The sequence below is a fragment of the Citrobacter sp. Marseille-Q3906 genome (genome assembly GCF_916618775.1).
Classification (GTDB): Bacteria; Pseudomonadota; Gammaproteobacteria; order Enterobacterales; family Enterobacteriaceae; genus Citrobacter; species Citrobacter murliniae.
Genome location: NZ_CAKAKA010000003.1, coordinates 589,630 through 611,842, shown reverse-complemented (window position 1 = coordinate 611,842; position 22,213 = coordinate 589,630). Strand labels below are relative to the sequence as shown.

At 51.4% G+C, this 22,213-nt stretch carries 22 protein-coding genes; 12 read left to right on the top strand and 10 right to left on the bottom strand.

What is annotated here, in order from left to right:
• Window positions 1-182 precede the first annotated feature (182 nt).
• The 4 genes from LG384_RS20325 to LG384_RS20310 all read left to right on the top strand — a co-directional run bounded on the left by LG384_RS20325 (window position 183) and on the right by LG384_RS20310 (window position 5,096).
• A complete protein-coding gene (locus LG384_RS20325) occupies window positions 183-1,337 on the top strand; it encodes an AgaS family sugar isomerase (protein ID WP_135324202.1) in 1,155 nt (384 codons plus the stop codon).
• Between the two features lie 13 nt (window positions 1,338-1,350).
• The gene (gene kbaY / locus LG384_RS20320; protein ID WP_225761420.1) at window positions 1,351-2,223 is read left to right on the top strand and encodes a tagatose-bisphosphate aldolase subunit KbaY; all 873 of its coding nucleotides are present in this window, start codon (window positions 1,351-1,353) and stop codon (window positions 2,221-2,223) included.
• Between the two features lie 122 nt (window positions 2,224-2,345).
• Window positions 2,346-3,917: a maltose/glucose-specific PTS transporter subunit IIBC gene (malX, locus tag LG384_RS20315; protein WP_225761419.1), complete on the top strand. Its 1,572-nt coding sequence runs from the start codon at window positions 2,346-2,348 to the stop codon at window positions 3,915-3,917.
• Between the two features lie 12 nt (window positions 3,918-3,929).
• Complete coding sequence (locus tag LG384_RS20310; RefSeq protein WP_225761418.1) at window positions 3,930-5,096, top strand: MalY/PatB family protein; 1,167 nt, start codon at window positions 3,930-3,932, stop codon at window positions 5,094-5,096.
• Window positions 5,097-5,245: 149 nt separating this feature from the next.
• Here LG384_RS20310 and rsmI read toward each other — a convergent pair whose 3' ends face one another.
• The gene (gene rsmI, locus LG384_RS20305; RefSeq protein ID WP_135324196.1) at window positions 5,246-6,109 is read right to left on the bottom strand and encodes a 16S rRNA (cytidine(1402)-2'-O)-methyltransferase; all 864 of its coding nucleotides are present in this window, start codon (window positions 6,107-6,109) and stop codon (window positions 5,246-5,248) included.
• Window positions 6,110-6,171: 62 nt separating this feature from the next.
• Here rsmI and LG384_RS20300 point away from each other — a divergent pair, with 62 nt between their 5' ends.
• From LG384_RS20300 to dolP, 4 genes are read left to right on the top strand one after another with little or no spacing between them, the layout of a single operon-like run.
• The gene (locus tag LG384_RS20300; protein ID WP_200010069.1) at window positions 6,172-8,226 is read left to right on the top strand and encodes a penicillin-binding protein activator; all 2,055 of its coding nucleotides are present in this window, start codon (window positions 6,172-6,174) and stop codon (window positions 8,224-8,226) included.
• Window positions 8,184-8,579 (top strand): YraN family protein, encoded by a 396-nt coding sequence (locus tag LG384_RS20295; RefSeq protein WP_045447978.1) that lies wholly within the window; start codon window positions 8,184-8,186, stop codon window positions 8,577-8,579. Before LG384_RS20300 ends, LG384_RS20295 begins: the two co-directional genes overlap by 43 nt.
• 34 nt (window positions 8,580-8,613) lie before the next feature.
• Window positions 8,614-9,204, top strand: coding sequence for a DnaA initiator-associating protein DiaA (gene diaA / locus LG384_RS20290; RefSeq protein ID WP_003024948.1), 591 nt, complete (start codon window positions 8,614-8,616; stop codon window positions 9,202-9,204).
• Window positions 9,205-9,213: 9 nt separating this feature from the next.
• Entirely contained in the window at window positions 9,214-9,789 is a 576-nt protein-coding gene (gene dolP / locus LG384_RS20285; RefSeq protein WP_045447981.1) for a division/outer membrane stress-associated lipid-binding lipoprotein, read from the top strand.
• A gap of 35 nt (window positions 9,790-9,824) precedes the next feature.
• Here dolP and LG384_RS20280 read toward each other — a convergent pair whose 3' ends face one another.
• Together LG384_RS20280 and LG384_RS20275 are read right to left on the bottom strand one after the other, a co-directional pair.
• Entirely contained in the window at window positions 9,825-10,460 is a 636-nt protein-coding gene (locus LG384_RS20280) for an NAD(P)H-binding protein (protein ID WP_045447984.1), read from the bottom strand.
• 38 nt (window positions 10,461-10,498) lie between these two features.
• Window positions 10,499-10,927 (bottom strand): YhbP family protein, encoded by a 429-nt coding sequence (locus LG384_RS20275; protein ID WP_200010071.1) that lies wholly within the window; start codon window positions 10,925-10,927, stop codon window positions 10,499-10,501.
• A gap of 52 nt (window positions 10,928-10,979) precedes the next feature.
• Between LG384_RS20275 and LG384_RS20270 the strand changes: the two genes are divergently transcribed.
• Window positions 10,980-11,279, top strand: coding sequence for a GIY-YIG nuclease family protein (locus LG384_RS20270; RefSeq protein ID WP_045447990.1), 300 nt, complete (start codon window positions 10,980-10,982; stop codon window positions 11,277-11,279).
• Here LG384_RS20270 and LG384_RS20265 read toward each other — a convergent pair.
• Together LG384_RS20265 and LG384_RS20260 are read right to left on the bottom strand one after the other, a co-directional pair.
• The gene (locus LG384_RS20265) at window positions 11,266-11,769 is read right to left on the bottom strand and encodes a GNAT family N-acetyltransferase (protein ID WP_045447993.1); all 504 of its coding nucleotides are present in this window, start codon (window positions 11,767-11,769) and stop codon (window positions 11,266-11,268) included. The two genes, LG384_RS20270 and LG384_RS20265, sit on opposite strands and share 14 nt — an antisense overlap.
• Window positions 11,763-12,287 carry an SCP2 domain-containing protein gene (locus LG384_RS20260; protein WP_200010072.1) on the bottom strand — a complete coding sequence of 175 codons (525 nt, stop codon included), beginning with the start codon at window positions 12,285-12,287 and terminating at the stop codon, window positions 11,763-11,765. Before LG384_RS20260 ends, LG384_RS20265 begins: the two co-directional genes overlap by 7 nt.
• A 219-nt stretch (window positions 12,288-12,506) precedes the next feature.
• Here LG384_RS20260 and LG384_RS20255 point away from each other — a divergent pair, with 219 nt between their 5' ends.
• The 3 genes from LG384_RS20255 (at window position 12,507) to LG384_RS20245 (ending at window position 15,475) form a co-directional block, all read left to right on the top strand.
• On the top strand, window positions 12,507-13,502 hold the full coding sequence (locus LG384_RS20255) for a peptidase U32 family protein (RefSeq protein WP_045447998.1): 996 nt from the start codon (window positions 12,507-12,509) through the stop codon (window positions 13,500-13,502).
• Between the two features lie 8 nt (window positions 13,503-13,510).
• Window positions 13,511-14,389 (top strand): U32 family peptidase, encoded by an 879-nt coding sequence (locus LG384_RS20250; protein ID WP_045448000.1) that lies wholly within the window; start codon window positions 13,511-13,513, stop codon window positions 14,387-14,389.
• A gap of 78 nt (window positions 14,390-14,467) precedes the next feature.
• On the top strand, window positions 14,468-15,475 hold the full coding sequence (locus LG384_RS20245) for an LLM class flavin-dependent oxidoreductase (RefSeq protein WP_045448002.1): 1,008 nt from the start codon (window positions 14,468-14,470) through the stop codon (window positions 15,473-15,475).
• Window positions 15,476-15,563: 88 nt separating this feature from the next.
• Here LG384_RS20245 and mtr read toward each other — a convergent pair whose 3' ends face one another.
• From mtr to pnp, 5 genes are all read right to left on the bottom strand, one after another.
• Window positions 15,564-16,808 carry a tryptophan permease gene (gene mtr, locus LG384_RS20240; RefSeq protein WP_045448005.1) on the bottom strand — a complete coding sequence of 415 codons (1,245 nt, stop codon included), beginning with the start codon at window positions 16,806-16,808 and terminating at the stop codon, window positions 15,564-15,566.
• 145 nt (window positions 16,809-16,953) lie between these two features.
• A complete protein-coding gene (locus tag LG384_RS20235; protein ID WP_225761417.1) occupies window positions 16,954-18,897 on the bottom strand; it encodes a DEAD/DEAH family ATP-dependent RNA helicase in 1,944 nt (647 codons plus the stop codon).
• On the bottom strand, window positions 18,890-18,970 hold the full coding sequence (gene yrbN, locus LG384_RS20230) for a protein YrbN (protein ID WP_010723222.1): 81 nt from the start codon (window positions 18,968-18,970) through the stop codon (window positions 18,890-18,892). Before yrbN ends, LG384_RS20235 begins: the two co-directional genes overlap by 8 nt.
• Window positions 18,971-19,075: 105 nt before the next feature.
• Complete coding sequence (gene nlpI, locus LG384_RS20225) at window positions 19,076-19,960, bottom strand: lipoprotein NlpI (RefSeq protein ID WP_040234121.1); 885 nt, start codon at window positions 19,958-19,960, stop codon at window positions 19,076-19,078.
• Between the two features lie 108 nt (window positions 19,961-20,068).
• Entirely contained in the window at window positions 20,069-22,204 is a 2,136-nt protein-coding gene (gene pnp / locus LG384_RS20220) for a polyribonucleotide nucleotidyltransferase (RefSeq protein WP_045448013.1), read from the bottom strand.
• Window positions 22,205-22,213 lie beyond the last annotated feature (9 nt).

Sequence of the window (22,213 nt, the reverse complement as noted above, 5' to 3'; positions counted from 1 at the left end):
AGTTAGAACCTTCGTTCTCGCGATCACAAATTTCGTTTTATTTCATTTTACATCATTGAACTTTCGATTTCTTTCATATAGATTTTAATCAATCGATCATATGAACAAATGAAACGAAACGAAAGATAGCAACATTTTCACCAGCGTTTTATGTGGAATCTACGAGACTAAGGACTTAAGTTATGCCAGAAACCTACACCCCTGTTACTGCGGTAACGGGCACCTGGACAGAAGAAGAGATCCGTCAGCAGCCTACCAGTTGGATCCGCTCTCTCAGCAATATCGAAAAAATCAGATCCTCTATCGACAGCTTTCTCGCACCATTGTTGCGTAAAAGCGATCTGCGGATCGTTCTGACCGGGGCCGGAACCTCAGCATTCATTGGCGACATCATCGCCCCCTGGCTGGCAAGCCATACTGGCAAAAATATCAGCGCCGTGCCGACAACCGATCTGGTTACCAATCCGATGGATTATCTGAATCCTGCCCATCCGCTACTGCTGGTTTCTTTTGCCCGGTCTGGTAATAGCCCAGAGAGCGTTGCGGCAGTTGAGCTGGCGAATCAGTTTGTACCTGAGTGCTATCACCTCCCAATAACCTGTAATGAAGCTGGCAGCCTGTACCAAAACGCAGCCGATAGCGATAACGCGTTTGCCCTGTTAATGCCAGCAGAGACACACGATCGTGGTTTCGCGATGACCAGCAGCATTACCACCATGATGGCCAGCTGCCTCGCGGTCTTTGCACCACAGAAAATCAACAGCCAGACGTTCCGCGACGTGGCCGATCGTTGTCAGGCGATCCTGACATCACTGGGTGATTTCAGCCACGGCGTGTTTGGCAACGAACCGTGGAAACGGATCGTTTACCTCGGCAGCGGCGGGTTGCAGGGAGCAGCGCGTGAATCTGCACTGAAGGTTCTGGAGCTGACTGCAGGGAAACTGGCTGCGTTCTATGACTCTCCAACCGGTTTTCGCCATGGCCCTAAATCACTGGTCGATAACGAAACGTTAGTGGTGGTATTTGTCTCCAGCCATCCTTATACGCGTCAGTACGATCTCGATCTGCTGGCGGAGTTGCGCCGCGATCAACAGGCGCTACGCGTTGTCGCCATTGCCGAGAAAACCGATGTCATCATTGAAGCAGGTCCGCATATCCTGCTGCCACCTTCACGCACGTTCATCGATATGGAATTAGCGTTCTGCTTCCTGATGTATGCCCAGGTATTCGCTCTTACGCAATCCATCAATATCGGCAATACACCGGATACACCATCTGCCAGCGGTACGGTTAATCGCGTAGTGCAAGGCGTCGTTATTCACCCATGGCAGGCTTAAGAGGAAACGTATCATGAGCATTATTTCTACGAAATATCTCCTGCAGGATGCTCAGGCAAAGGGTTACGCCGTACCTGCTTTTAATATTCACAATGCCGAAACGATCCAGGCGATCCTCGAAGTGTGTAATGAAATGCGATCGCCAGTGATCCTCGCCGGAACGCCTGGCACCTTTAAGCACATTGCCCTGGAGGAGATCTACGCGCTGTGCAACGCCTACTCTACAACCTACGACATGCCCCTGGCGCTGCATCTCGATCACCATGAATCGCTGGATGATATCCGCCGTAAAGTCAATGCAGGGGTTCGTAGTGCAATGATCGACGGCAGCCACTTCCCGTTTGAGGAAAACGTGAAGCTGGTGAAGTCCGTCGTGGATTTTTGCCACGCCAAAGATTGCAGCGTTGAAGCAGAATTAGGTCGTCTGGGCGGCGTTGAGGATGACATGAGCGTTGATGCAGAGAGCGCTTTCCTGACAGACCCACAGGAAGCAAAACGTTTTGTCGAACGTACTGGCGTAGACAGCCTCGCCGTCGCTATCGGCACCGCGCACGGCCTCTACACCAAAACCCCTAAAATCGATTTCAAGCGTCTGGCAGAAATTCGTGAAGTGGTCGATATCCCACTGGTACTGCATGGCGCAAGTGACGTTCCTGACGAATACGTCCGCCGCACCATTGAACTGGGTGTGTGTAAAGTGAACGTCGCCACCGAACTGAAAATCGCGTTTGCCGATGCGGTTAAAGCGTGGTTTGCTGAAAATCCGCAGGGTAACGATCCGCGTTACTACATGCGAGTCGGTATGGATGCCATGAAAGAAGTGGTACGCAGTAAAATTAACGTTTGTGGTTCATACGAAAAATTGCTACCCGTATTGCACTGTTAACGTCCATTCTCGAATGAAATAAAATAATAAAATAATTACTACTTACCTCTCAATTTATAAAGGTCATGATGAGACATTCATGACCTTCAGATTATACTGAAAAAAATAATGGAGTACTCTACATGACACAGGAAAAGTCTTTTAAGTCACGAGTATGGGAGTTTTTTCAAAGTCTTGGCAAGACATTTATGTTTCCCGTATCGTTATTGGCTTTTATGGGACTGTTATTAGGCATAGGGAGTTCAATTACCAGCCCCTCCACGATTAAAAGTTTTCCCTTTCTTGGGGGAGAACTGACACAATTAACTTTTGGCTTTATTGCCATGGTCGGTGGGTTTGCCTTTACTTATTTACCCGTTATGTTTGCCATTGCTATTCCATTAGGCATGGCTAAAAGAAATAAAGCAGTAGGTGCTTATTCCGGTTTTATCGGCTATATGCTGATGAATATGAGCATTAACTACTATCTAACCGTGACCCACCAACTTGCTGATACTGCGACAATGAAACAGGTGGGGCAATCAGTTGTATTAGGTATACAGACATTAGAGATGGGTGTTTTGGGTGGTATCATTGCAGGTGTAATTACTTATTTTCTGCATGAACGCTTTCAGGATACGGTATTACATGATGCTTTTGCTTTCTTTAGCGGCATCCGCTTTGTACCCATCATCACCTCTCTGGCCCTGTCGATTGTTGGCCTTGCCATCCCCTTACTATGGACCTATGTTGCGATGGGGATAGCCGGTATCGGGCATATTATTCAGAGTACCAGCGTTTTTGGCCCCTTCCTTTATGGCGTAGGTGTTCTGCTGCTCAAACCTTTCGGCCTTCATCATATTTTGTTGGCAATGGTTCGTTTCACGCCCGCTGGCGGGACTGAAATAGTTAATGGTCATGAAATTGCAGGTGCACTTAATATATTCTATGCCGAACTCAAAGCGGGCCTTCCATTTAGTCCACATGTAACTGCATTCTTATCTCAAGGCTTTATGCCGACATTTATTTTTGGTTTGCCAGCTGTTGCCTTTGCTATTTACCGAACAGCAAAACCTGAAAACCGGCCAATTATTAAAGGGTTATTACTTTCTGGTGTATTAGTTTCTGTTATCACCGGCATCTCCGAACCCATTGAGTTCCTATTCCTTTTTATTGCACCAGCACTATATATATTCCATATTATTATGTCTGGTTTAGCATTAATGGTAATGGCTATTCTGGGCGTCACAATAGGTAATACAGACGGTGGCATTCTGGATTTACTTATATTTGGTGTAATGCAAGGTACTTCCACCAAATGGTATTTATTATTTCCTGTTGGTGTTGTTTGGTTTGCAGTCTATTTCTTTGTATTCCGCTGGTATATTATTAAACACGATATAAAAACGCCGGGACGCGAAGATTCATCTGATAGCACAGCGCAAGCTGTCGTAGCGAATACCAAAGCTAGAGGTAAATCAAAATATGATCATGGGGTTATTTTAAATGCCCTCGGCGGAAAGGAAAATATAGAATCATTAGATAACTGTATTACCCGTCTTCGCCTGGTCGTCAAAGATATGTCAAAACTCGATCAGCAGGCATTAAAGAGCGCGGGGGCACTTTCTGTCGTCGTGCTGGATCAACATAGTGTACAGGTCATCATCGGTCCGCAGGTACAAAGCGTAAAAACTGGCATTGAAGCCTTAATTTAACGGGAGTCAGACATGTTCGATTTCGATAAAATCATCGAGCGTAAAAGTGATAAGTGTCGCAAATGGGATCACCAGTTTGTCTGCTCACGCTTTGGGGCAGTCCCGCAGGATTTTATTCCTCTCTGGATTGCAGATATGGATTTTACTTCCCCCCCTGCGGTGATTGAGGGTTTCCAACGTATAGTTCAGCATGGAACCTTCGGATATACGTACTCTTTTGATGAATTTTACCATGCGGTAATCGGGTTCCAGCGCGATCGTCACCATGTCAATATTGAACGCGACTGGATCACCCTGACCTATGGTACCGTCTCCACGCTGCATTACATGGTGCAGGCATTTTGCCAGACCGGAGACTGCGTGATGATGAACACTCCCGTTTACGATCCTTTTGCAATGGCGACTCAGCGTCAAGGCGTACAGGTGCTGGCGAATCCGTTAACCGTTGAAAATAACCGCTACCAGCTGGATTTCGCGCTAGTAGAAGAACAACTGAAGAACCACAAACCTAAGCTCTGGTTCTTCTGTTCTCCACATAATCCATCTGGTCGCATCTGGACGCTGAATGAGATTCGGCAAGTATCAGACTTATGCAAGCGCTATGGCGTCATTTTGGTCGTAGATGAAGTCCATGCAGAACACCTGCTGGAAGGGGAATTTACCAGTTGCCTGGCTTCCAGAGGAGCAGCACAGGACAACCTTATTCTGCTAACGTCGCCAAATAAGGCTTTTAACCTCGGAGGGTTAAAAACATCTTACGCGATTATTCCGGACGATACTCTACGACATCGCTTTCGCCAACAACTGGAAAAAAACTCCATCACTTCCCCCAATATGTTTGGCGTGTGGGGGATTATTCTGGCCTACCAGCAAGGGTTGCCCTGGTTGGATGCACTCAACGTTTATTTACGCGGCAACGCTCATTATCTCGCCGATGCAATCCAGACTCATTACCCTGACTGGAAAATGATGACCCCAGAGTCATCCTACCTCGCATGGATCGATGTAAGTGGTAGTGGACATACTGCGACAGAGGTAGTGAACCATTTTGCCCACAACGCCGGAGTGATTATTGAAGATGGTAGCCATTATGTTCAGGATGGTGAACACTTTATCCGAATCAATTTTGGTACCCAACGGTATTGGCTGGAACAGGCATTAGAACGGATGCAAAAGTAATATTAATAATCCCTGGCAGATAATTAACGTTATCTGCCTTTTTATTAAAGATAATCCAATGGCAAATCCAAAATTAGCGTGGTTTGTGCTTCAGGAGGGTAGCGGCTCAGCGTTTCAATAGCCAAGCCAGTTCCGCCCGACACTCACCCTTACTCTCCTTGCTGTTCCAGCGCATACTTATACAATGCATTCTTTTTCACACCGTGGATTTCAGCAGCCAGCGCGGCGGCCTTTTTCAGCGGTAATTCAGCCTGTAACAGCGCCAGCGTACGCAATGCGTCGGCCGGAAGATCGTTTTCTTGGGCTTTATGGCCCTCGACAATCAGCACCATTTCGCCTTTACGGCGGTTTTCATCTTCTTTTACCCACGCCAGCAGTTCACCCACCGGCGCACCGTGAATGGTTTCCCATGTTTTGGTTAACTCGCGCGCCAGCACCACATAACGGGACTCTCCCCATACGGCGACCATATCTTCCAGGCTGTCGAGCAGACGATGCGTGGATTCATAAAAAATCAGCGTGCGTGGTTCCGCTTCAATGGCTTTCATCGCATCGCGTCGGCCCTTGGATTTGGCGGGCAAAAAACCTTCGTAGCAAAAACGGTCAGAGGGCAGCCCGGCGGCGCTCAATGCGGCAATTGCAGCGCAAGGGCCAGGCAGCGGCACAACGCGTATACCCGCTTCACGACAGGTCCGCACCAGGTGATAACCCGGATCGTTAATCAGCGGTGTTCCGGCATCGGAAACCAGCGCAATGTTTTGCCCTTCTTTGAGCTTCGCCACCAGCGTTTCAGCTTTTTGCTGTTCATTGTGGTCATGCAGTGCAAACAAACGCGCGCTGATCGCGAAGTGTTGTAACAATAATCCCGTATGACGGGTATCTTCTGCGGCAATTAAATCAACGGCTTGTAAAACTTCGAGCGCTCGTTGGGTAATATCAGCCAAATTTCCGATAGGAGTAGGTACAATAAAGAGTTGGCCTTGAGAATTATCCGCCGATTCGTGTTGTTTCATTGTGTCGTCCGTATTGCCGATTTAATATTGAGCATTGCGTAAAAAATATCACTGGATACAGTATGGTACCCTCAACATTTTCTCGTTTGAAAGCCGCGCGCGCTCTGCCAGTAATCCTGGCAGCATTGATCTTCGCCGGCTGTGGCACCCAGGCGCCAGACCAAAGTGCAGCCCACATGCAGGGCACCGCACAGGCTGATTCCGGCTTTTATCTGCAGCAAATGCAGCAAAGCTCAGATGATAGCAAGACCAACTGGCAATTACTCGCCATTCGTGCGCTGCTGAAAGAAGGCAAGACCCAGCAGGCTGTCGAATTGTTCAAGCAACTCCCACAGAGTCTGAACGATACACAACGTCGCGAACAGTCTTTATTGGCTGTTGAAATCAAGCTGGCACAAAAAGACATTGCTGGCGCGCAGGCGCTGCTGGATAAACTCACTCCGGCCGATTTCGATCACAACCAGCAGGCTCGCTACTGGCAAGCGCAGATCGATGCCAGCCAGGGGCGCCCATCGTTAACACTGCTGCGCGCTCTGATTGCTCAGGAACCGCTACTGTCAGCACAGGACAAGCAGAAAAACATCGACGCCACCTGGCAGGCTCTCTCGTCAATGACGAAAGAGCAGGCACAGACACTGGTCATCAATGCGGATGAAAACGTTCTGCAAGGCTGGCTGGATCTGCAACGCGTGTGGTTCGATAACCGTAGCGACCCGGATATGATGAAAGCGGGTATTGCCGACTGGCAAAAACGTTATCCGCAAAACCCTGGTGCGAAATTACTACCCACTCAGTTGATAAACGTCCAGAGCTTTAAGCCAGCATCCACCAGTAAAATTGCGCTGTTGCTGCCTCTGAATGGCCAGGCTGCTGTTTTTGGTCGTACTATTCAACAGGGCTTTGAAGCGGCTAAAAATATGGGCACGCAACCCGTAGCTACTCCTGTTGCAGCCCCCACCGCATTGGCTACGAGCAACACTGAAGCGAATACTCAACCGCAGACTGCCGACGGTGTTGCCAGCCCTTCTCAGGCCTCGGTGAGCGATCTGACACAGGATGCGCCAGCACAGCCAGAAGCTGCTGTCAGCACACCGCAAACTGCACCAGCCCCGGCGACGACGGCAAGCACGCCAGCGAATCCATCCGCTGAGCTGAAAATCTACGACACCTCATCACAACCGCTAAATCAAATCCTGGCCCAGGTTCAGCAGGATGGCGCCAGCATTGTTGTCGGCCCGCTGCTGAAAAACAATGTTGAAGAACTGATGAAAAGCAACACACCGCTGAATGTGCTGGCGCTTAACCAACCTGAGGCGGTGCAGAATCTGGCAAATATTTGCTATTTCGCTCTGTCACCAGAAGACGAAGCTCGCGATGCCGCACGCCATATTCACTCGCAGGGTAAGCAGGCCCCGCTGCTGCTTATCCCTCGTAGCGCGCTTGGCGATCGCGTGTCCAACGCCTTTGCTCAGGAGTGGCAGGCGCTTGGTGGCGGCGTGGTGTTACAGCAGAAATTCGGCTCCACCGCGGAACTGAAAATGGGCGTCAACGGCGGTTCAGGGATCTCCCTGACGGGTAGCCCTATTGTATCCTCTATACCTTCGCAGCCTGGCGTGACGATTGGTGGCCTGACAATTCCAGCTCCACCAAGCGATGCGCAAATCACCGGTGGCGGTGGTCGCGTTGATGCCGTGTATATTCTGGCAACGCCAGAAGAAATCGCGTTTATTAAACCGATGATTGCTATGCGTAACGGCAGCCAGAGCGGTGCAACCCTTTACGCCAGCTCTCGTAGCGCACAAGGCACAGCCGGCCCTGACTTCCGACTGGAAATGGAAGGCTTGCAGTACAGCGAAATCCCGATGTTGGCCGGCGGTAACGAGCCTCTCATGCAACAAGCGCTAAGCGCGGTGCATAACGACTACTCGCTTGCGCGCATGTACGCAATGGGTGTCGATGCCTGGTCGCTGGCTAACCACTTTTCGCAAATGCGTCAGGTGCAGGGCTTCGAAATTAATGGCAACACCGGTGCATTAACCGCGACTCAGGATTGCGTGATTAACAGGAAGTTATCATGGCTCAAATACCAGCAAGGGCAAGTCGTCCCCGCCAGTTAACGAGTAAAGAGACCGGTGACGCGTGGGAAGCTACCGCGCGTGACTGGCTGGAACGCAAAGGACTGCGTTTTATTGCCGCCAACGTACGTGAACGTGGCGGCGAAATTGACCTGATAATGCGTGAAGGCAAAACGACCGTCTTTGTTGAAGTCCGTTTCCGCCGTTCAGCCCTTTTTGGCGGCGCGGCAGCAAGTGTGACCCGTAGCAAACAACACAAATTATTACAGACCGCCCGTTTGTGGCTCGCCCGTCATAATGGGAGTTTTGATACTGTGGATTGCCGGTTCGATGTGTTAGCCTTCACCGGAAATGATGTTGAGTGGTTTAAGGATGCGTTTAATGACCACTCATAATTGAAGATACAGAGCCTGGTTCTTAAGGATTAGCGTGTTAGATAGAATTAAAGTCTGCTTTACAGAAAGCATTCAAACTCAGATTGCTGCGGCTGAAGCGCTTCCGGATGCGATTTCCCGTGCAGCCATGACGCTGGTTCAATCCCTGCTCAATGGCAACAAAATTCTCTGTTGTGGTAATGGGACGTCCGCTGCCAACGCACAGCATTTTGCTGCCAGCATGATCAACCGTTTTGAAACAGAACGCCCCAGTTTACCTGCTATTGCACTAAATACTGATAATGTGGTCTTAACTGCGATTGCCAACGATCGCCTGCACGACGAAGTTTATGCAAAACAAGTCCGTGCGCTGGGACATGCAGGTGATGTTCTGTTGGCTATCTCTACGCGTGGTAATAGCCGCGATATCGTTAAAGCCGTTGAAGCTGCCGTCACGCGTGACATGACGATCGTAGCGCTGACCGGTTATGACGGGGGTGAACTGGCCGGATTATTGGGGCCACAGGATGTCGAAATCCGCATTCCCTCACACCACAGCGCCCGCGTTCAGGAAATGCATATGCTGACGGTAAACTGCCTTTGCGATCTCATCGATAACACGCTTTTCCCTCACCAGGATGATTAAGGAGTACACATGAAGGCATTTTCGCCGCTCGCAGTCGTTATTTCTGCGTTGCTGTTGCAAGGCTGTGTAGCTGCCGCCGTTGTCGGAACTGCAGCTGTAGGGACTAAAGCCGCAACAGACCCTCGCAGTGTCGGCACCCAGGTAGATGATGGTACCCTGGAATTACGCGTCAATACGGCGTTGTCAAAAGATGCCCAAATTAAGAAAGAAGCGCGCATCAACGTCAGCGCCTATCAGGGTAAGGTGCTGCTGGTCGGTCAGTCTCCTAATAGCGAGCTTTCTGCACGAGCAAAACAAATTGCTATGGGCGTAGAAGGCACGACGGAAGTATTTAACGAGATCCGTCAGGGCCAGCCAATCGGTCTTGGCGAAGCATCCAACGATACCTGGATCACCACCAAAGTTCGTTCCCAGTTGCTGACCAGCGATCAGGTGAAATCCTCTAACGTTAAAGTGACAACCGAGAATGGAGAAGTATTCCTGTTGGGTCTGGTCACCGAGCGTGAAGCGAAGGCTGCAGCAGATATCGCCAGCCGGGTAAGTGGCGTGAAGCGCGTCACCACAGCCTTTACGTTCATCAAATAACGCGTAAATAGCCCGGTGAGGCCATACTCGCCGGGTTATTTCGCTCTTTCCCGAAGCTGGGATGAAGTAAGAACTGACACCCCTTCATGAGCAGGTGAGATAGCTTCCGCCAGCATTGCCCGCGCAACATCACGCGCCTCAATCGATTTCCAGTTTCCGGGCAGCAGCCGGAATAACGGTGCAAAGAACATTTCATTTGCCCGCTGCTTATCCCGTTCCCCCAACAACATTGAAGGCCGTGCAATCGTTAACCGTGGCCAGTTCTGAGCAATCAGCGCCTGTTCCATTTCACCTTTAACCCGGTTATAAAAAAATGGGGAGTTGGCATTGGCTCCCATAGCGCTGACTACCAGCATATGCTGGGCCCCCAGGCGAAGACCCGTCAGGGCGGTATCCACCACTAGGGTATAGTCTGCGTGAATAAATGCCTCTTTGCTGCCCGCTTCTCGTCGGGTGGTTCCCAGGCAGCAAAAAACGATATCTATCGGATCGTTCACCTGTGCCAGCGCATCTGTCAGTTGCGGATCGTGCGGGTTATAAACCCCAACCGTATCGGCCAGTGGGCGGCGTGTTGGAGCAGTAATGGCGTGGATCCGCGGTTCATTCAGCAGCATACGCAATAAATGCCCCCCCACCAACCCCGTTGCACCTGTAATTAACACCTGACTCATCGCTTCTCCTTCCTTTGCGCCCACTATCATTTATCTAACTATAGATCACGTAGCCAAAGCATTTTTTTACCAAAACCCAATGTGTTGTCAGTGAATTTGATTTCATCCAGCCGAATCTCCCAGACGGGCGCAGGCATCATTTTGGCGACAGGGAAGCGGCGATTATAAGCTTTACGCGCTAAGTCACTCTCTTCTCCCTCCAGACGCCTGATTTCCCCTTTAAACTGCACACCGCGGATCAGCGCCACCGTTTTGGGCTGGCCGTTTACCGTTCCAGCAACGGGTGCGCGCGGGCCGGACATCTGTGCATGGCGCGTCTTCTCTTCGGTGAGCAAATAGAACGCCATCTTTTGTGCATCAAACAGATAAAATGCATTGGCACACCACAATTCACCCTCATGGTGCACACACCAGGTCACGACGTGCTGTTTTGCCAGCCAACGAGTCACCGCAGTCAGTGTTTCCATTTCTGTTCTCTTTTATACTGTAAGTTTGAAAATTATCACGTCGATGGTGACAATGACACCCTGGTATCTGTACCTGATCCGTACCGCAGACAACGCCCTATACACCGGAATAACAACCGATGTGCAACGCCGCTATAAGCAGCATCAGAGTGGAAAAGGCGCAAAAGCACTGCGCGGGAAGGGGGAATTAACTCTGGCATTTGCGGCGCAAGTCGGCGACCGTTCGCTGGCCCTGCGCATAGAATATCGTATTAAACAGCTTACAAAGCGTCAGAAAGAACGCCTTGTAGAAGGCGAAGGGTTTGAGGCGCTACTGAGCAGCCTGCAAACCCCGGCGCTTAAAAACGATTGAAGTGATCGTGGTATTCCACCAAACCCGTCACACCATTCAGCGCATCTTCCGCCAGGCGATGCACCTGAAATGCGCTTTCGGTACCAGGCCAGCGGCAATGAAGATCGTGGTGAGCGGCCAGTTCAAAGCCTAAGCGACTGTACAATGCTGGATCGCCCAGTGTGACCACCGCGGCGTAACCAAACTCGTTCAGCGAATCCAGCCCTTCATAAACCAGTTGACGCGCCAGACCCTGTCCGCGGTAGTTTTCATCAACCGCCAGTGGAGCCATTCCGACCCATTGCAGGTCTTCACCCTGTACATCAACAGGACTGAACGCGACATAGCCCACAACCTGGCCTTCGTCATCGGTCGCAACCAGACCCAGCGTCAGAAAGCCATCTTCGCGCAGGTCATGTACTAACTTCGCTTCTGCATCGCTATCAAATGAGCGGCGCAGCAACGCATCAATACCAGGGGCATCAATGGGAATTTCAACTCGAATCAGCATGGTTCACCTACCGAGGTCTGTTTGGTTTCTGGCGAATGTTTCATACCCGCCTCAACAAAGTCCGCCAGTTGCAGCAGCATGACACGCAACGGTTTCGGCATCTGCTCCAGTTCAATGGCGTCCATCAGATTTTTCACATGTAGCCCTAATTCTGTATCGCCTTCAATCACCAGGCGACGCTGGAAGAAAAGCGTATCCGGGTCCTGCTTGCGCGCTGCAATCATCAATAAATCGCTGGCATCTGCGCTAAAACTCACATCAGCGTCTGCGTCCTGACTGACGATAAGTTTGTCGTTCTCAACAGAGGTATACCATCTGAGGCCAATATCGCGAACATTTATGCTCAACCAGCGACCGTCGAGAAACTCAAGTTCTCCATCGGCCAGCGCCTGGCGAAATTGCCAGCTCAAGACTTGTTCCAAGACCTGGCGCTTCAGCGTAAAGGGCGTCAGTTTAACCGGTACACTCATCAGAGAAGGACCAAAATGTACTAAGCGTGAACGCAGTTTTTCCAACACGAGCTTTACTCCCTGTTTCAATAGTCCTGCTATTTTGCCATATCAAATAAACGACATAGCGGCATAAATCAACAATTCGATGCGAAATTGTTACCTCTTTATTGGTGTCACCAATACGACTTTAACTGCCTCAAATCAAAAATTGTCTCAGCAAGGTTAACTAAAATCCCTCTTCGTTAACATTTTTGCGCCCTGGTGGCGCAACTTTCAGGATAAATTATGGAGCTGCTCTGCCCTGCCGGAAATCTCCCGGCGCTTAAGGCGGCCATCGAGAACGGCGCTGATGCTGTATACATCGGGCTGAAAGATGACACCAACGCCCGTCATTTCGCCGGCCTTAATTTTACCGAGAAAAAATTGCAGGAAGCGGTGAATTTTGTCCATCAACACCGCCGTAAGCTGCACATCGCAATTAACACCTTTGCGCACCCGGATGGTTACGCACGTTGGCAACGAGCCGTTGATATGGCGGCGCAACTGGGTGCTGATGCGCTGATCCTCGCCGATCTCGCTATGCTTGAGTATGCCGCAGAGCGCTACCCGCATATTGAGCGCCATGTCTCCGTTCAGGCATCCGCAACCAACGAGGAAGCGATTAATTTCTACCATCGCAACTTTGACGTCGCACGCGTTGTTCTACCACGTGTGCTATCAATCCATCAGGTAAAACAGCTCGCTCGCGTAACACCAGTTCCTTTAGAAGTGTTTGCCTTTGGCAGTCTGTGCATTATGGCGGAAGGTCGCTGCTATCTTTCGTCTTATCTGACGGGTGAATCCCCCAACACCGTTGGTGCGTGCTCCCCTGCCCGATTTGTTCGCTGGCAGCAAACCCCGGCAGGCCTTGAATCTCGCCTGAATGAAGTGCTGATTGACCGCTATCAGGACGGTGAAAACGCAGGTTATCCAACGCTTTGTAAGGGACGCTATCTTGTGGACGGTGAGCGTTATCATGCGCTGGAGGAGCCGACCAGCCTTAATACGTTAGAACTGCTACCCGATCTGATGGCAGCCAACATCGCCTCGGTGAAAATTGAGGGACGTCAGCGTAGCCCGGCTTACGTCAGCCAGGTAGCGAAAGTGTGGCGCCAGGCGATTGACCGTTGCAAAGCCGATCCGCAGAACTTTGTTCCGCAAAGCGCCTGGATGGAAACACTCGGTTCAATGTCCGAAGGCACGCAGACTACGCTTGGTGCGTATCACCGTAAATGGCAGTGAGAAAAGCAATGAAATATTCCTTAGGACCAGTGCTCTACTACTGGTCGAAAGAAACGCTGGAAGATTTTTATCAGCAGGCCGCTACCAGTAATGCCGACGTTATCTATCTTGGGGAAGCTGTGTGTAGCAAACGCCGCGCCACCAAAACGGGTGACTGGATTGATATGGCAAAATCACTCGCCAGTAGCGGGAAACAGGTGGTGCTGTCCACGCTGGCGCTGGTTCAGGCATCATCGGAGCTGGGTGAGCTGAAGCGCTATGTAGAAAATGGCGACTTCCTACTGGAAGCCAGCGATCTGGGCGTTGTGAACATGTGCGCCGAACGTAAACTGCCATTTGTCGCCGGGCATGCGCTCAACTGCTACAACGCCGTGACCCTTCGTCTGTTGCTTAAACAAGGCATGGTGCGCTGGTGTATGCCAGTAGAACTATCCCGCGACTGGCTGGTGAATCTGCTCAACCAGTGTGATGACTTGGGTATTCGCAACCAGTTTGAAGTCGAAGTTCTGAGCTACGGGCATCTACCTTTAGCGTACTCTGCCCGCTGCTTTACCGCACGCTCTGAGGACCGACCAAAAGACGAATGCGAAACCTGCTGCATCAAATATCCAAATGGCCGCGATGTCCTGTCGCAAGAGAACCAGCAGGTCTTTGTCCTGAATGGGATTCAGACCATGAGCGGTTATGTCTACAACCTCGGTAATGAACTGACGTCCATGCAGGGCCTGGTTGATATCGTCCGTCTGTCCCCATTAGGAACCGAGACATTCGCGATGCTTGATGCCTTCCGTGCCAATGAGAATGGCTGTGCCCCATTACCACTTACTGCCCACAGCGACTGTAACGGCTACTGGAAACGTCTGGCAGGTCTGGAGCTTCAGGCGTAAAAAAGCTCACTTTGTTAACAACGGTAATCAAATTTTAATGCAGTATTAAAAGATTAACCGGTAACAAAGTGAGCCGTTATGACTGACAAAATTATTCCGTTCTCGGTGCTGGATCTGGCACCGATCCCCGAAGGTTCCAGTGCAAAAGAGGCTTTTACGCACTCTCTGGATCTCGCTCAACTGGCTGAAAAGCGCGGCTACCATCGCTACTGGCTGGCTGAACATCACAATATGACCGGTATCGCCAGTGCAGCAACCTCTGTACTGATAGGTTATCTGGCAGCCAATACCACCACCCTGCGTCTGGGGTCCGGTGGGGTCATGCTACCTAACCATTCACCGTTGGTGATCGCTGAGCAGTTCGGGACGCTGAATACGCTGTATCCTGGCCGTATCGACCTGGGCCTTGGACGTGCGCCAGGCAGCGATCAACCCACCATGCGCGCACTGCGCCGTCATATGAGCGGTGATATCGATAACTTCCCGCGCGATGTGGCGGAACTGGTGGACTGGTTTGACGCATGCGATCCTAATCCACAAGTACGCCCGGTTCCCGGCTATGGTGAGCAAATTCCGGTCTGGTTACTGGGATCCAGCCTGTACAGCGCACAACTGGCAGCACAGCTTGGTTTGCCGTTTGCCTTCGCCTCACACTTCGCACCAGATATGCTGCACCAGGCATTGCATCTGTATCGCACTCAGTTCAAACCTTCAGCACGGCTGGCAACACCGTATGCCATGGTGTGCATCAATATCATTGCCGCTGACAGCAATCGTGATGCCGAATTTCTCTTTACCTCGATGCAGCAGGCATTCGTAAAATTGCGTCGGGGTGAAACCGGACAGTTACCACCTCCGGTAGAAAATATGCATCAGCTGTGGTCCGCTTCTGAGCAGTATGGCGTTCAGCAGGCACTGAGTATGTCGCTGGTGGGAGATAAAGTGAAAATACGTCATGGACTGGAGTCGATTCTGCGTGAAACACAAGCGGATGAAATTATGGTCAATGGGCAGATTTTCGACCACCAGGCACGTTTACATTCGTTTGATTTAGCGATGCAGGTGAAAGAAGAGTTGGTTGGGTAGGGCGTTGTCTTGCCCGGTGGCGCTTCGCTTACCGGACCTACGAGATCGTGTAGGCCGGATAAGCATAGCGCCATCCGGCACTAAAAGGCTACTGGTACACAGGCAATAGATTCACGCTCGACAGGATGTGGATAACCGCGTTGCCGACGCCGAAGACCAGGATCAGAGCAATCATCGGCTTGCCCCCCCATACACGGAATTTCGGGCTACCGAAGCGTTGACGGGATTTACGCGCCAGTAATGCCGGGACAATTGCCGCCCAAATCGTTGCTGCTAATCCTGCATAACCAATTGCATACAGGAAACCGTTCGGCCACAGCAGGCCACCCACAATCGGCGGAACAAAAGTCAGTAATGCCGTTTTAAAGCGGCCCATTGCAGAATCGTCAAAACCGAACAGATCCGCCAGATAGTCAAACAGCCCCAGCGTCACTCCAAGAAACGAACTCGCTACCGCAAAGTTAGAGAACACCACCAGCAGCAGATCCAGACTACGGCTGTTCAACACACCACTCAGCGCCTGCACCAGCACATCAATGTTACCGCCCTGCTGTGCAATACCAACAAATTCAGGACGCGGAATATTGCCCATCGTCCCCAGCAACCATACGGTGTACAGCACCAACGCCAGCAGCGTGCCGTAAACGAGGCATTTAACAATGGTGCGCGGGTCTTTGCCGTAGTACTTCATCAGACTCGGTACGTTGCCGTGGTAGCCAAATGAGGCGAGGCAAAACGGCAGCGTCATCAGCAAATACGGCGTATATGAAGCATTACTTTCCGCCACGTTAAACAGCGTAGTCGGTGTCACATGCCCTAACAAACTACCGAAGGTCAGGAAGAACGTTATTACCTTCGCACCCAGTACAATGGCGGTCATGCGACTGACCGCTTTAGTACTCAACCACACCACAAACGCTACCAGCAGAGCAAAACCAAATCCTGCCGCACGTGCCGGAACATTCAGCGACATCTCCGAGAAGGTGTGATGCAGGATCGAACCGCTCGCAGAAATGTATGCATAGGTCAGAATATAGAGTACAAAAGCAATCGAGATACCATTAACAACGTTCCAGCCCTTGCCCAACAGGTCTTTAGTAATGGTGTCAAAACTGGATCCAATACGATAATTCAGATTGGCCTCCAGGATCATCAGCCCGGAATGCAGCATACAAAACCAGGTAAAGATGAGCGCCGCCATAGACCAGAAGAACCACGCCCCGGACATGACCACTGGCAGAGAAAACATTCCTGCGCCAATAATGGTGCCGCCGATAATCACTACGCCGCCGAGCAGCGAAGGTGACGTTTGGGTGGTGGTTAGTGTTGCCATTCAGCCATCTCTCCAGTCAATTATATTGTGACTACATTTTAATGTGTCGCACTGTACCAGTACACGAGTACAAATGAAATAAAAAAAGCCCCGATTGTTTAGATCGGGGCTGTATATTTTACTTTACGCTTTTAAACCGTAAGGCTTATGCGTCACCACCGAAACGACGACGGCCAGCAGAGTCATCACGGCGCGGCGCAGAAGAATCATCGCGGCGCGGACCACGGTTACCTTCACGACGCTCACCGCTGAAACGACGACCATCGCCACGGCCGCCTTCACGACGCTCACCGCTGAAACTACGACCTTCACTACGACCTTCACCACGACCGCCTTCACGACGTTCGCCGCTGAAGCGACCACCGCCACGACGCTCACCACCGGTGTGCGGTACTGCATCGCCAACCAGTTGCATGTTCATCGGTTTGTTCAGGATACGGGTACGGGTAAAGTGCTGCAGCACGTCGCCCGGCATGCCTTTCGGCAGTTCGATGGTGGAGTGGGAAGCAAACAGCTTGATGTTACCAATGTAACGGCTGCTGATATCGCCTTCGTTAGCAATCGCGCCAACGATATGACGAACTTCAACACCGTCGTCACGGCCCACTTCAATGCGGTACAACTGCATATCACCAACGTCACGACGTTCACGACGTGGACGATCTTCACCACCACGTTCTGGACGGTCGCCACGCGGGCCACGATCGTTGCGGTCACGCGGGCCACGATCATCGCGGTCGCGGAATTCGCGTTTCGGACGCATCGGAGCATCTGGCGGCAGGATCAGCGGACGTTCGCCCTGAGCCATTTTCAGCAGTGCTGCGGCCAGAGTTTCGATATCCAGTTCTTCTTCCGGCTGCATTTTTGCCAGCAGAGCACGGTACTGATCCAGATCGCTGCTTTCCAGCTGTTGCTGTACTTTCGCGGCGAATTTTTCCAGACGACGTTTGCCCAGCAGGTCTGCGTTCGGCAGTTCTACTTCCGGAATGGTCAGCTTCATGGTGCGTTCGATGTTACGCAGCAGACGACGCTCGCGGTTCTCAACGAACAGCAGCGCACGACCCGCACGACCCGCACGACCAGTACGACCAATACGGTGAACGTAAGACTCAGAGTCCATCGGGATGTCGTAGTTAACAACCAGGCTGATACGCTCAACGTCCAGGCCACGAGCAGCAACGTCGGTCGCAATCAGAATATCCAGACGGCCATCTTTCAGACGCTCCAGAGTCTGCTCACGCAGAGACTGGTTCATGTCGCCGTTCAGTGCAGCGCTGCTATAGCCGCTACGCTCCAGTGCTTCAGCGACTTCCAGGGTCGCATTTTTGGTACGTACGAAGATAATCGCCGCATCAAAGTCTTCTGCTTCCAGGAAACGTACCAGAGCTTCATTTTTACGCATGCCCCACACAGTCCAGTAGCTCTGGCTGATGTCAGGACGCGTGGTTACGCTGGACTGAATACGAACTTCCTGCGGCTCTTTCATAAAGCGGCGGGTAATACGACGAATCGCTTCCGGCATAGTTGCAGAGAACAGAGCGGTCTGATGACCTTCCGGGATCTGCGCCATAATCGTTTCAACGTCTTCGATGAAGCCCATACGCAGCATTTCATCAGCTTCGTCCAGCACCAGACCGCTCAGTTTGGAGAGATCCAGAGTACCGCGCTTCAGGTGATCCAGCAGACGTCCCGGCGTACCGACAACGATCTGCGGGCCCTGACGCAGGGCACGTAATTGCACGTCATAACGCTGGCCGCCGTACAGGGCAACCACATTCACGCCGCGCATATGTTTAGAGAAATCCGTCATGGCTTCTGCAACCTGAACCGCCAGTTCGCGGGTCGGTGCCAGCACCAGAATCTGAGGTGCCTTCAGCTCAGGATCAAGATTGTTGAGCAGCGGTAAAGAGAACGCTGCAGTTTTGCCGCTACCGGTCTGGGCCATACCCAGAACATCGCGACCGCCCAGCAGATGCGGAATGCACTCTGCCTGGATTGGAGATGGTTTTTCGTAACCCAGATCGGTAAGGGCTTCAAGGATAGGAGCCTTCAGGCCCAGATCTGCAAAAGTGGTTTCGAATTCAGCCATGTAGTACGTGTGCCTCAAAATTAATGGCGGCCAGTCTACATAACTCATCATGAAATTGATCTGCAATTTTCATTGAAAAGTGTGAACCGGCTCAAAGTAGGTGTATTAACGAACAACAACGCCCTCACCCGCGAAGGTGATGGCAATCAAAAAGATTACGGGCTGATGTGTACGTCAGCTATTGCTGGTCCGATTCTGCCAGGTCATCTTGGTCCTGGCCCAGGAGCGATAATTCCAACAATGCGTATCGGTGCTCAACAAAGTTATGAACGTTGTTAGCCACCGCCAGTTTGAACAATGCCGTAGCGTTGTCCAAATCCCCCAGACTTAGGTAGTACTTACCTAAATAGAAGTTGGTTTCACTGAGATGCTCAGCGAGCGAGGTGTTATCCGTTGCGTCCGCCTTCAGGCGTTCCATCAGCGTTGCTTCGCTAATGTTGCCCAGGTAGAACTCGACAATGTTCCATCCCCATTGTTCTTTATCCGATTTCTCGAAGCGCTGCTTTAACGCTTCTTTAGCCTGCTTCTCATCGAGCTTCTGCTCAGCGAGATAAAGCCACAGACTGCGGAAAGGATCATTGGGATCGTCTTGATAAAACGCCAGCAGATCATCTTGCGCTAACTTATCACGACCGCCGTAATACAATGCGATACCGCGATTTAAGTGCGCGTAGTTGTAAGTTGGATCAAGCTCAAGTACAGAATCAAACGCTTCATAGGCAGCATCAAAATTGCCTGCCTGCGTTAAATATATACCTAAGTAATTGAATACTTCAGGCATATCTGGTCGGATTGCCAGCGCTTGTGAAAAATCATTTCGCGCCAGTGCCCTCAGACCGAGACTATCATACAACACTCCGCGCTCATATAAAAGCTGTGCGCGTTCGTCATCGGTTAAAGCCCGACTGGCAAGAATTTGTTCCATACGTGCCAGAATCACTTCCTGCTGTAAAGTCGGTTGCAGTGGTACTGCGAGGACTTCACTCTTACGCCAGGTGGAATTACTGCATCCAGCCAGCGTGAGTGCTGTCGCAACGAAACACCAGCGCAAAAAAGGCTTCATTTCCCACTCCCGAAGACAACGATTGAATGAACGTCCAGTTCCCCGGTTGCTAACAAGGCGTCCTGCCGGGTTAAAGGCCCTCCGCTCACACGGAGGGCAATGGCAACCTTACTCGCCCTGCTGGCTCACCGGTGCTTCCGGTGCAGCTGCGGGTTGAGATTGCTCAGTTGCTTCTTTAATGCTCAGACGTACGCGACCCTGCCGATCAACTTCCAGAACTTTAACCGGTACTTCCTGGCCCATCTGCAGGTAATCGGTCACTTTCTCTACGCGCTTGTCGGCGATCTGAGAGATGTGTACCAGACCTTCTTTACCGCCACCGATGGCAACGAATGCGCCAAAGTCAACGATACGGGTCACTTTACCGTTGTAGATACGGCCTACTTCGATTTCTGCGGTGATCTCTTCGATACGACGGATAGCATATTTTGCTTTTTCACCGTCGGTCGCCGCGATCTTCACAGTACCATCATCTTCAATTTCGATGGTGGTGCCGGTCTCTTCGGTCAGAGCACGGATAACAGAACCGCCTTTACCGATAACGTCTTTGATCTTGTCCGGGCTGATCTTGATAGTATGGATACGCGGAGCGAACTGAGAAATGTCGCCGCGCGGCGCGTTGATCGCCTGTTCCATCACTCCCAGGATGTGCAGACGCGCACCTTTAGCCTGGTTCAGAGCAACCTGCATGATCTCTTTGGTGATACCTTCAATTTTGATATCCATCTGCAGTGCAGAGATACCGTCGCGGGAACCCGCCACTTTGAAGTCCATATCGCCCAAATGGTCTTCGTCACCCAGGATGTCAGACAGAACAACAAAGTTGTCGCCTTCTTTCACCAGACCCATCGCGATACCCGCAACAGCGGCTTTGATTGGCACACCTGCATCCATCAGCGCCAGGGAAGCACCACACACGGAAGCCATGGAAGAAGAACCGTTAGATTCAGTGATTTCAGACACAACACGTACGGTGTACGGGAATTTGTCCAGGTCCGGCATTACTGCCAGCACGCCGCGTTTCGCCAGACGACCGTGACCAATTTCACGACGTTTCGGAGAACCGACCATGCCAGTTTCGCCTACGCAGTACGGAGGGAAGTTGTAATGGAACAGGAAGTTGTCAGTACGCTCGCCCATCAGTTCATCAAGGTTCTGCGCATCACGCGTGGTTCCGAGGGTCGCAGTAACCAACGCCTGAGTTTCACCACGGGTGAACAGTGCGGAACCGTGAGTACGCGGCAGAACGCCAGTACGCACGTCCAGACCACGGATCATATCTTTTTCACGACCGTCGATACGCGGCTCACCTGCCAGTACGCGGCTACGAACAACGTTTTTCTCGATAGCGTGCAGAATTTCACCCAGTTCGTTAGCGTCCAGGGTTTCGTCTTCTGCAACCAGCGTAGCGATGGTTTCAGATTTGATCACGTCAACCTGAGCATAACGCTCTTGTTTGTCGGTGATGCGGTAAGCATCGCTCAGACGAGATTCTGCCAGCGCTGCAACGCGCGCATTCAGCGCTTCGTTGACGGCTTCTGGCTGCCAGTCCCAACGCGGTTTGCCAGCTTCTTTTACCAGCTCATTGATCGCCTGAATAACAACCTGCTGCTGCTCGTGACCGAACACTACAGCGCCCAGCATCTGGTCTTCGCTCAGCAGTTCAGCTTCGGATTCAACCATCAGTACGGCAGCTTCAGTACCCGCTACAACCAGGTCCAGTTTACTTTCTTTCAGTTCGTCCTGGGTCGGGTTCAGTACGTACTGGTCATTGATGTAACCAACGCGTGCTGCGCCAATCGGGCCGTTGAACGGAATGCCGGACAGAGACAGCGCAGCGGATGCACCGATCATTGCCACGATATCCGGGTTAACCTGCGGGTTAACGGAAACAACAGTCGCGATAACCTGTACTTCGTTTACGAAGCCTTCCGGGAACAGCGGGCGAACCGGGCGGTCAATCAGACGCGCGATCAGGGTTTCACCTTCGCTCGGACGACCTTCACGACGGAAGAAGCTACCTGGGATACGACCAGCAGCGTAAGTACGCTCCTGATAGTTAACAGTCAGCGGGAAGAAATCCTGGCCTGGTTTCGCTTTTTTCTGACCAACAACGGTAACGAATACCGCAGTGTCATCCATGCTAACCATAACGGCGGCAGTCGCCTGACGCGCCATCATGCCGGTTTCCAGCGTTACGGTGTGTTGACCGTACTGGAATTTACGAACGATCGGATTAAGCAAAATAATATC

Excerpts from the sequence above, each read along its gene's own strand:
- LG384_RS20325 (WP_135324202.1), top strand. The coding sequence starts at position 183 with ATGCCAGAAACCTACACCCCTGTTACTGCGGTAACGGGCACCTGGACA.
- kbaY (WP_225761420.1), top strand. The coding sequence starts at position 1,351 with ATGAGCATTATTTCTACGAAATATCTCCTGCAGGATGCTCAGGCAAAG.
- malX (WP_225761419.1), top strand. The coding sequence starts at position 2,346 with ATGACACAGGAAAAGTCTTTTAAGTCACGAGTATGGGAGTTTTTTCAA.
- LG384_RS20310 (WP_225761418.1), top strand. The coding sequence starts at position 3,930 with ATGTTCGATTTCGATAAAATCATCGAGCGTAAAAGTGATAAGTGTCGC.
- rsmI (WP_135324196.1), bottom strand. The coding sequence starts at position 6,109 with ATGAAACAACACGAATCGGCGGATAATTCTCAAGGCCAACTCTTTATT.
- LG384_RS20300 (WP_200010069.1), top strand. The coding sequence starts at position 6,172 with ATGGTACCCTCAACATTTTCTCGTTTGAAAGCCGCGCGCGCTCTGCCA.
- LG384_RS20295 (WP_045447978.1), top strand. The coding sequence starts at position 8,184 with ATGGCTCAAATACCAGCAAGGGCAAGTCGTCCCCGCCAGTTAACGAGT.
- dolP (WP_045447981.1), top strand. The coding sequence starts at position 9,214 with ATGAAGGCATTTTCGCCGCTCGCAGTCGTTATTTCTGCGTTGCTGTTG.
- LG384_RS20280 (WP_045447984.1), bottom strand. The coding sequence starts at position 10,460 with ATGAGTCAGGTGTTAATTACAGGTGCAACGGGGTTGGTGGGGGGGCAT.
- LG384_RS20275 (WP_200010071.1), bottom strand. The coding sequence starts at position 10,927 with ATGGAAACACTGACTGCGGTGACTCGTTGGCTGGCAAAACAGCACGTC.
- LG384_RS20270 (WP_045447990.1), top strand. The coding sequence starts at position 10,980 with ATGACACCCTGGTATCTGTACCTGATCCGTACCGCAGACAACGCCCTA.
- LG384_RS20265 (WP_045447993.1), bottom strand. The coding sequence starts at position 11,769 with ATGCTGATTCGAGTTGAAATTCCCATTGATGCCCCTGGTATTGATGCG.
- LG384_RS20255 (WP_045447998.1), top strand. The coding sequence starts at position 12,507 with ATGGAGCTGCTCTGCCCTGCCGGAAATCTCCCGGCGCTTAAGGCGGCC.
- LG384_RS20250 (WP_045448000.1), top strand. The coding sequence starts at position 13,511 with ATGAAATATTCCTTAGGACCAGTGCTCTACTACTGGTCGAAAGAAACG.
- LG384_RS20245 (WP_045448002.1), top strand. The coding sequence starts at position 14,468 with ATGACTGACAAAATTATTCCGTTCTCGGTGCTGGATCTGGCACCGATC.
- mtr (WP_045448005.1), bottom strand. The coding sequence starts at position 16,808 with ATGGCAACACTAACCACCACCCAAACGTCACCTTCGCTGCTCGGCGGC.
- LG384_RS20235 (WP_225761417.1), bottom strand. The coding sequence starts at position 18,897 with ATGGCTGAATTCGAAACCACTTTTGCAGATCTGGGCCTGAAGGCTCCT.
- yrbN (WP_010723222.1), bottom strand. The coding sequence starts at position 18,970 with ATGAAAATTGCAGATCAATTTCATGATGAGTTATGTAGACTGGCCGCC.
- nlpI (WP_040234121.1), bottom strand. The coding sequence starts at position 19,960 with ATGAAGCCTTTTTTGCGCTGGTGTTTCGTTGCGACAGCACTCACGCTG.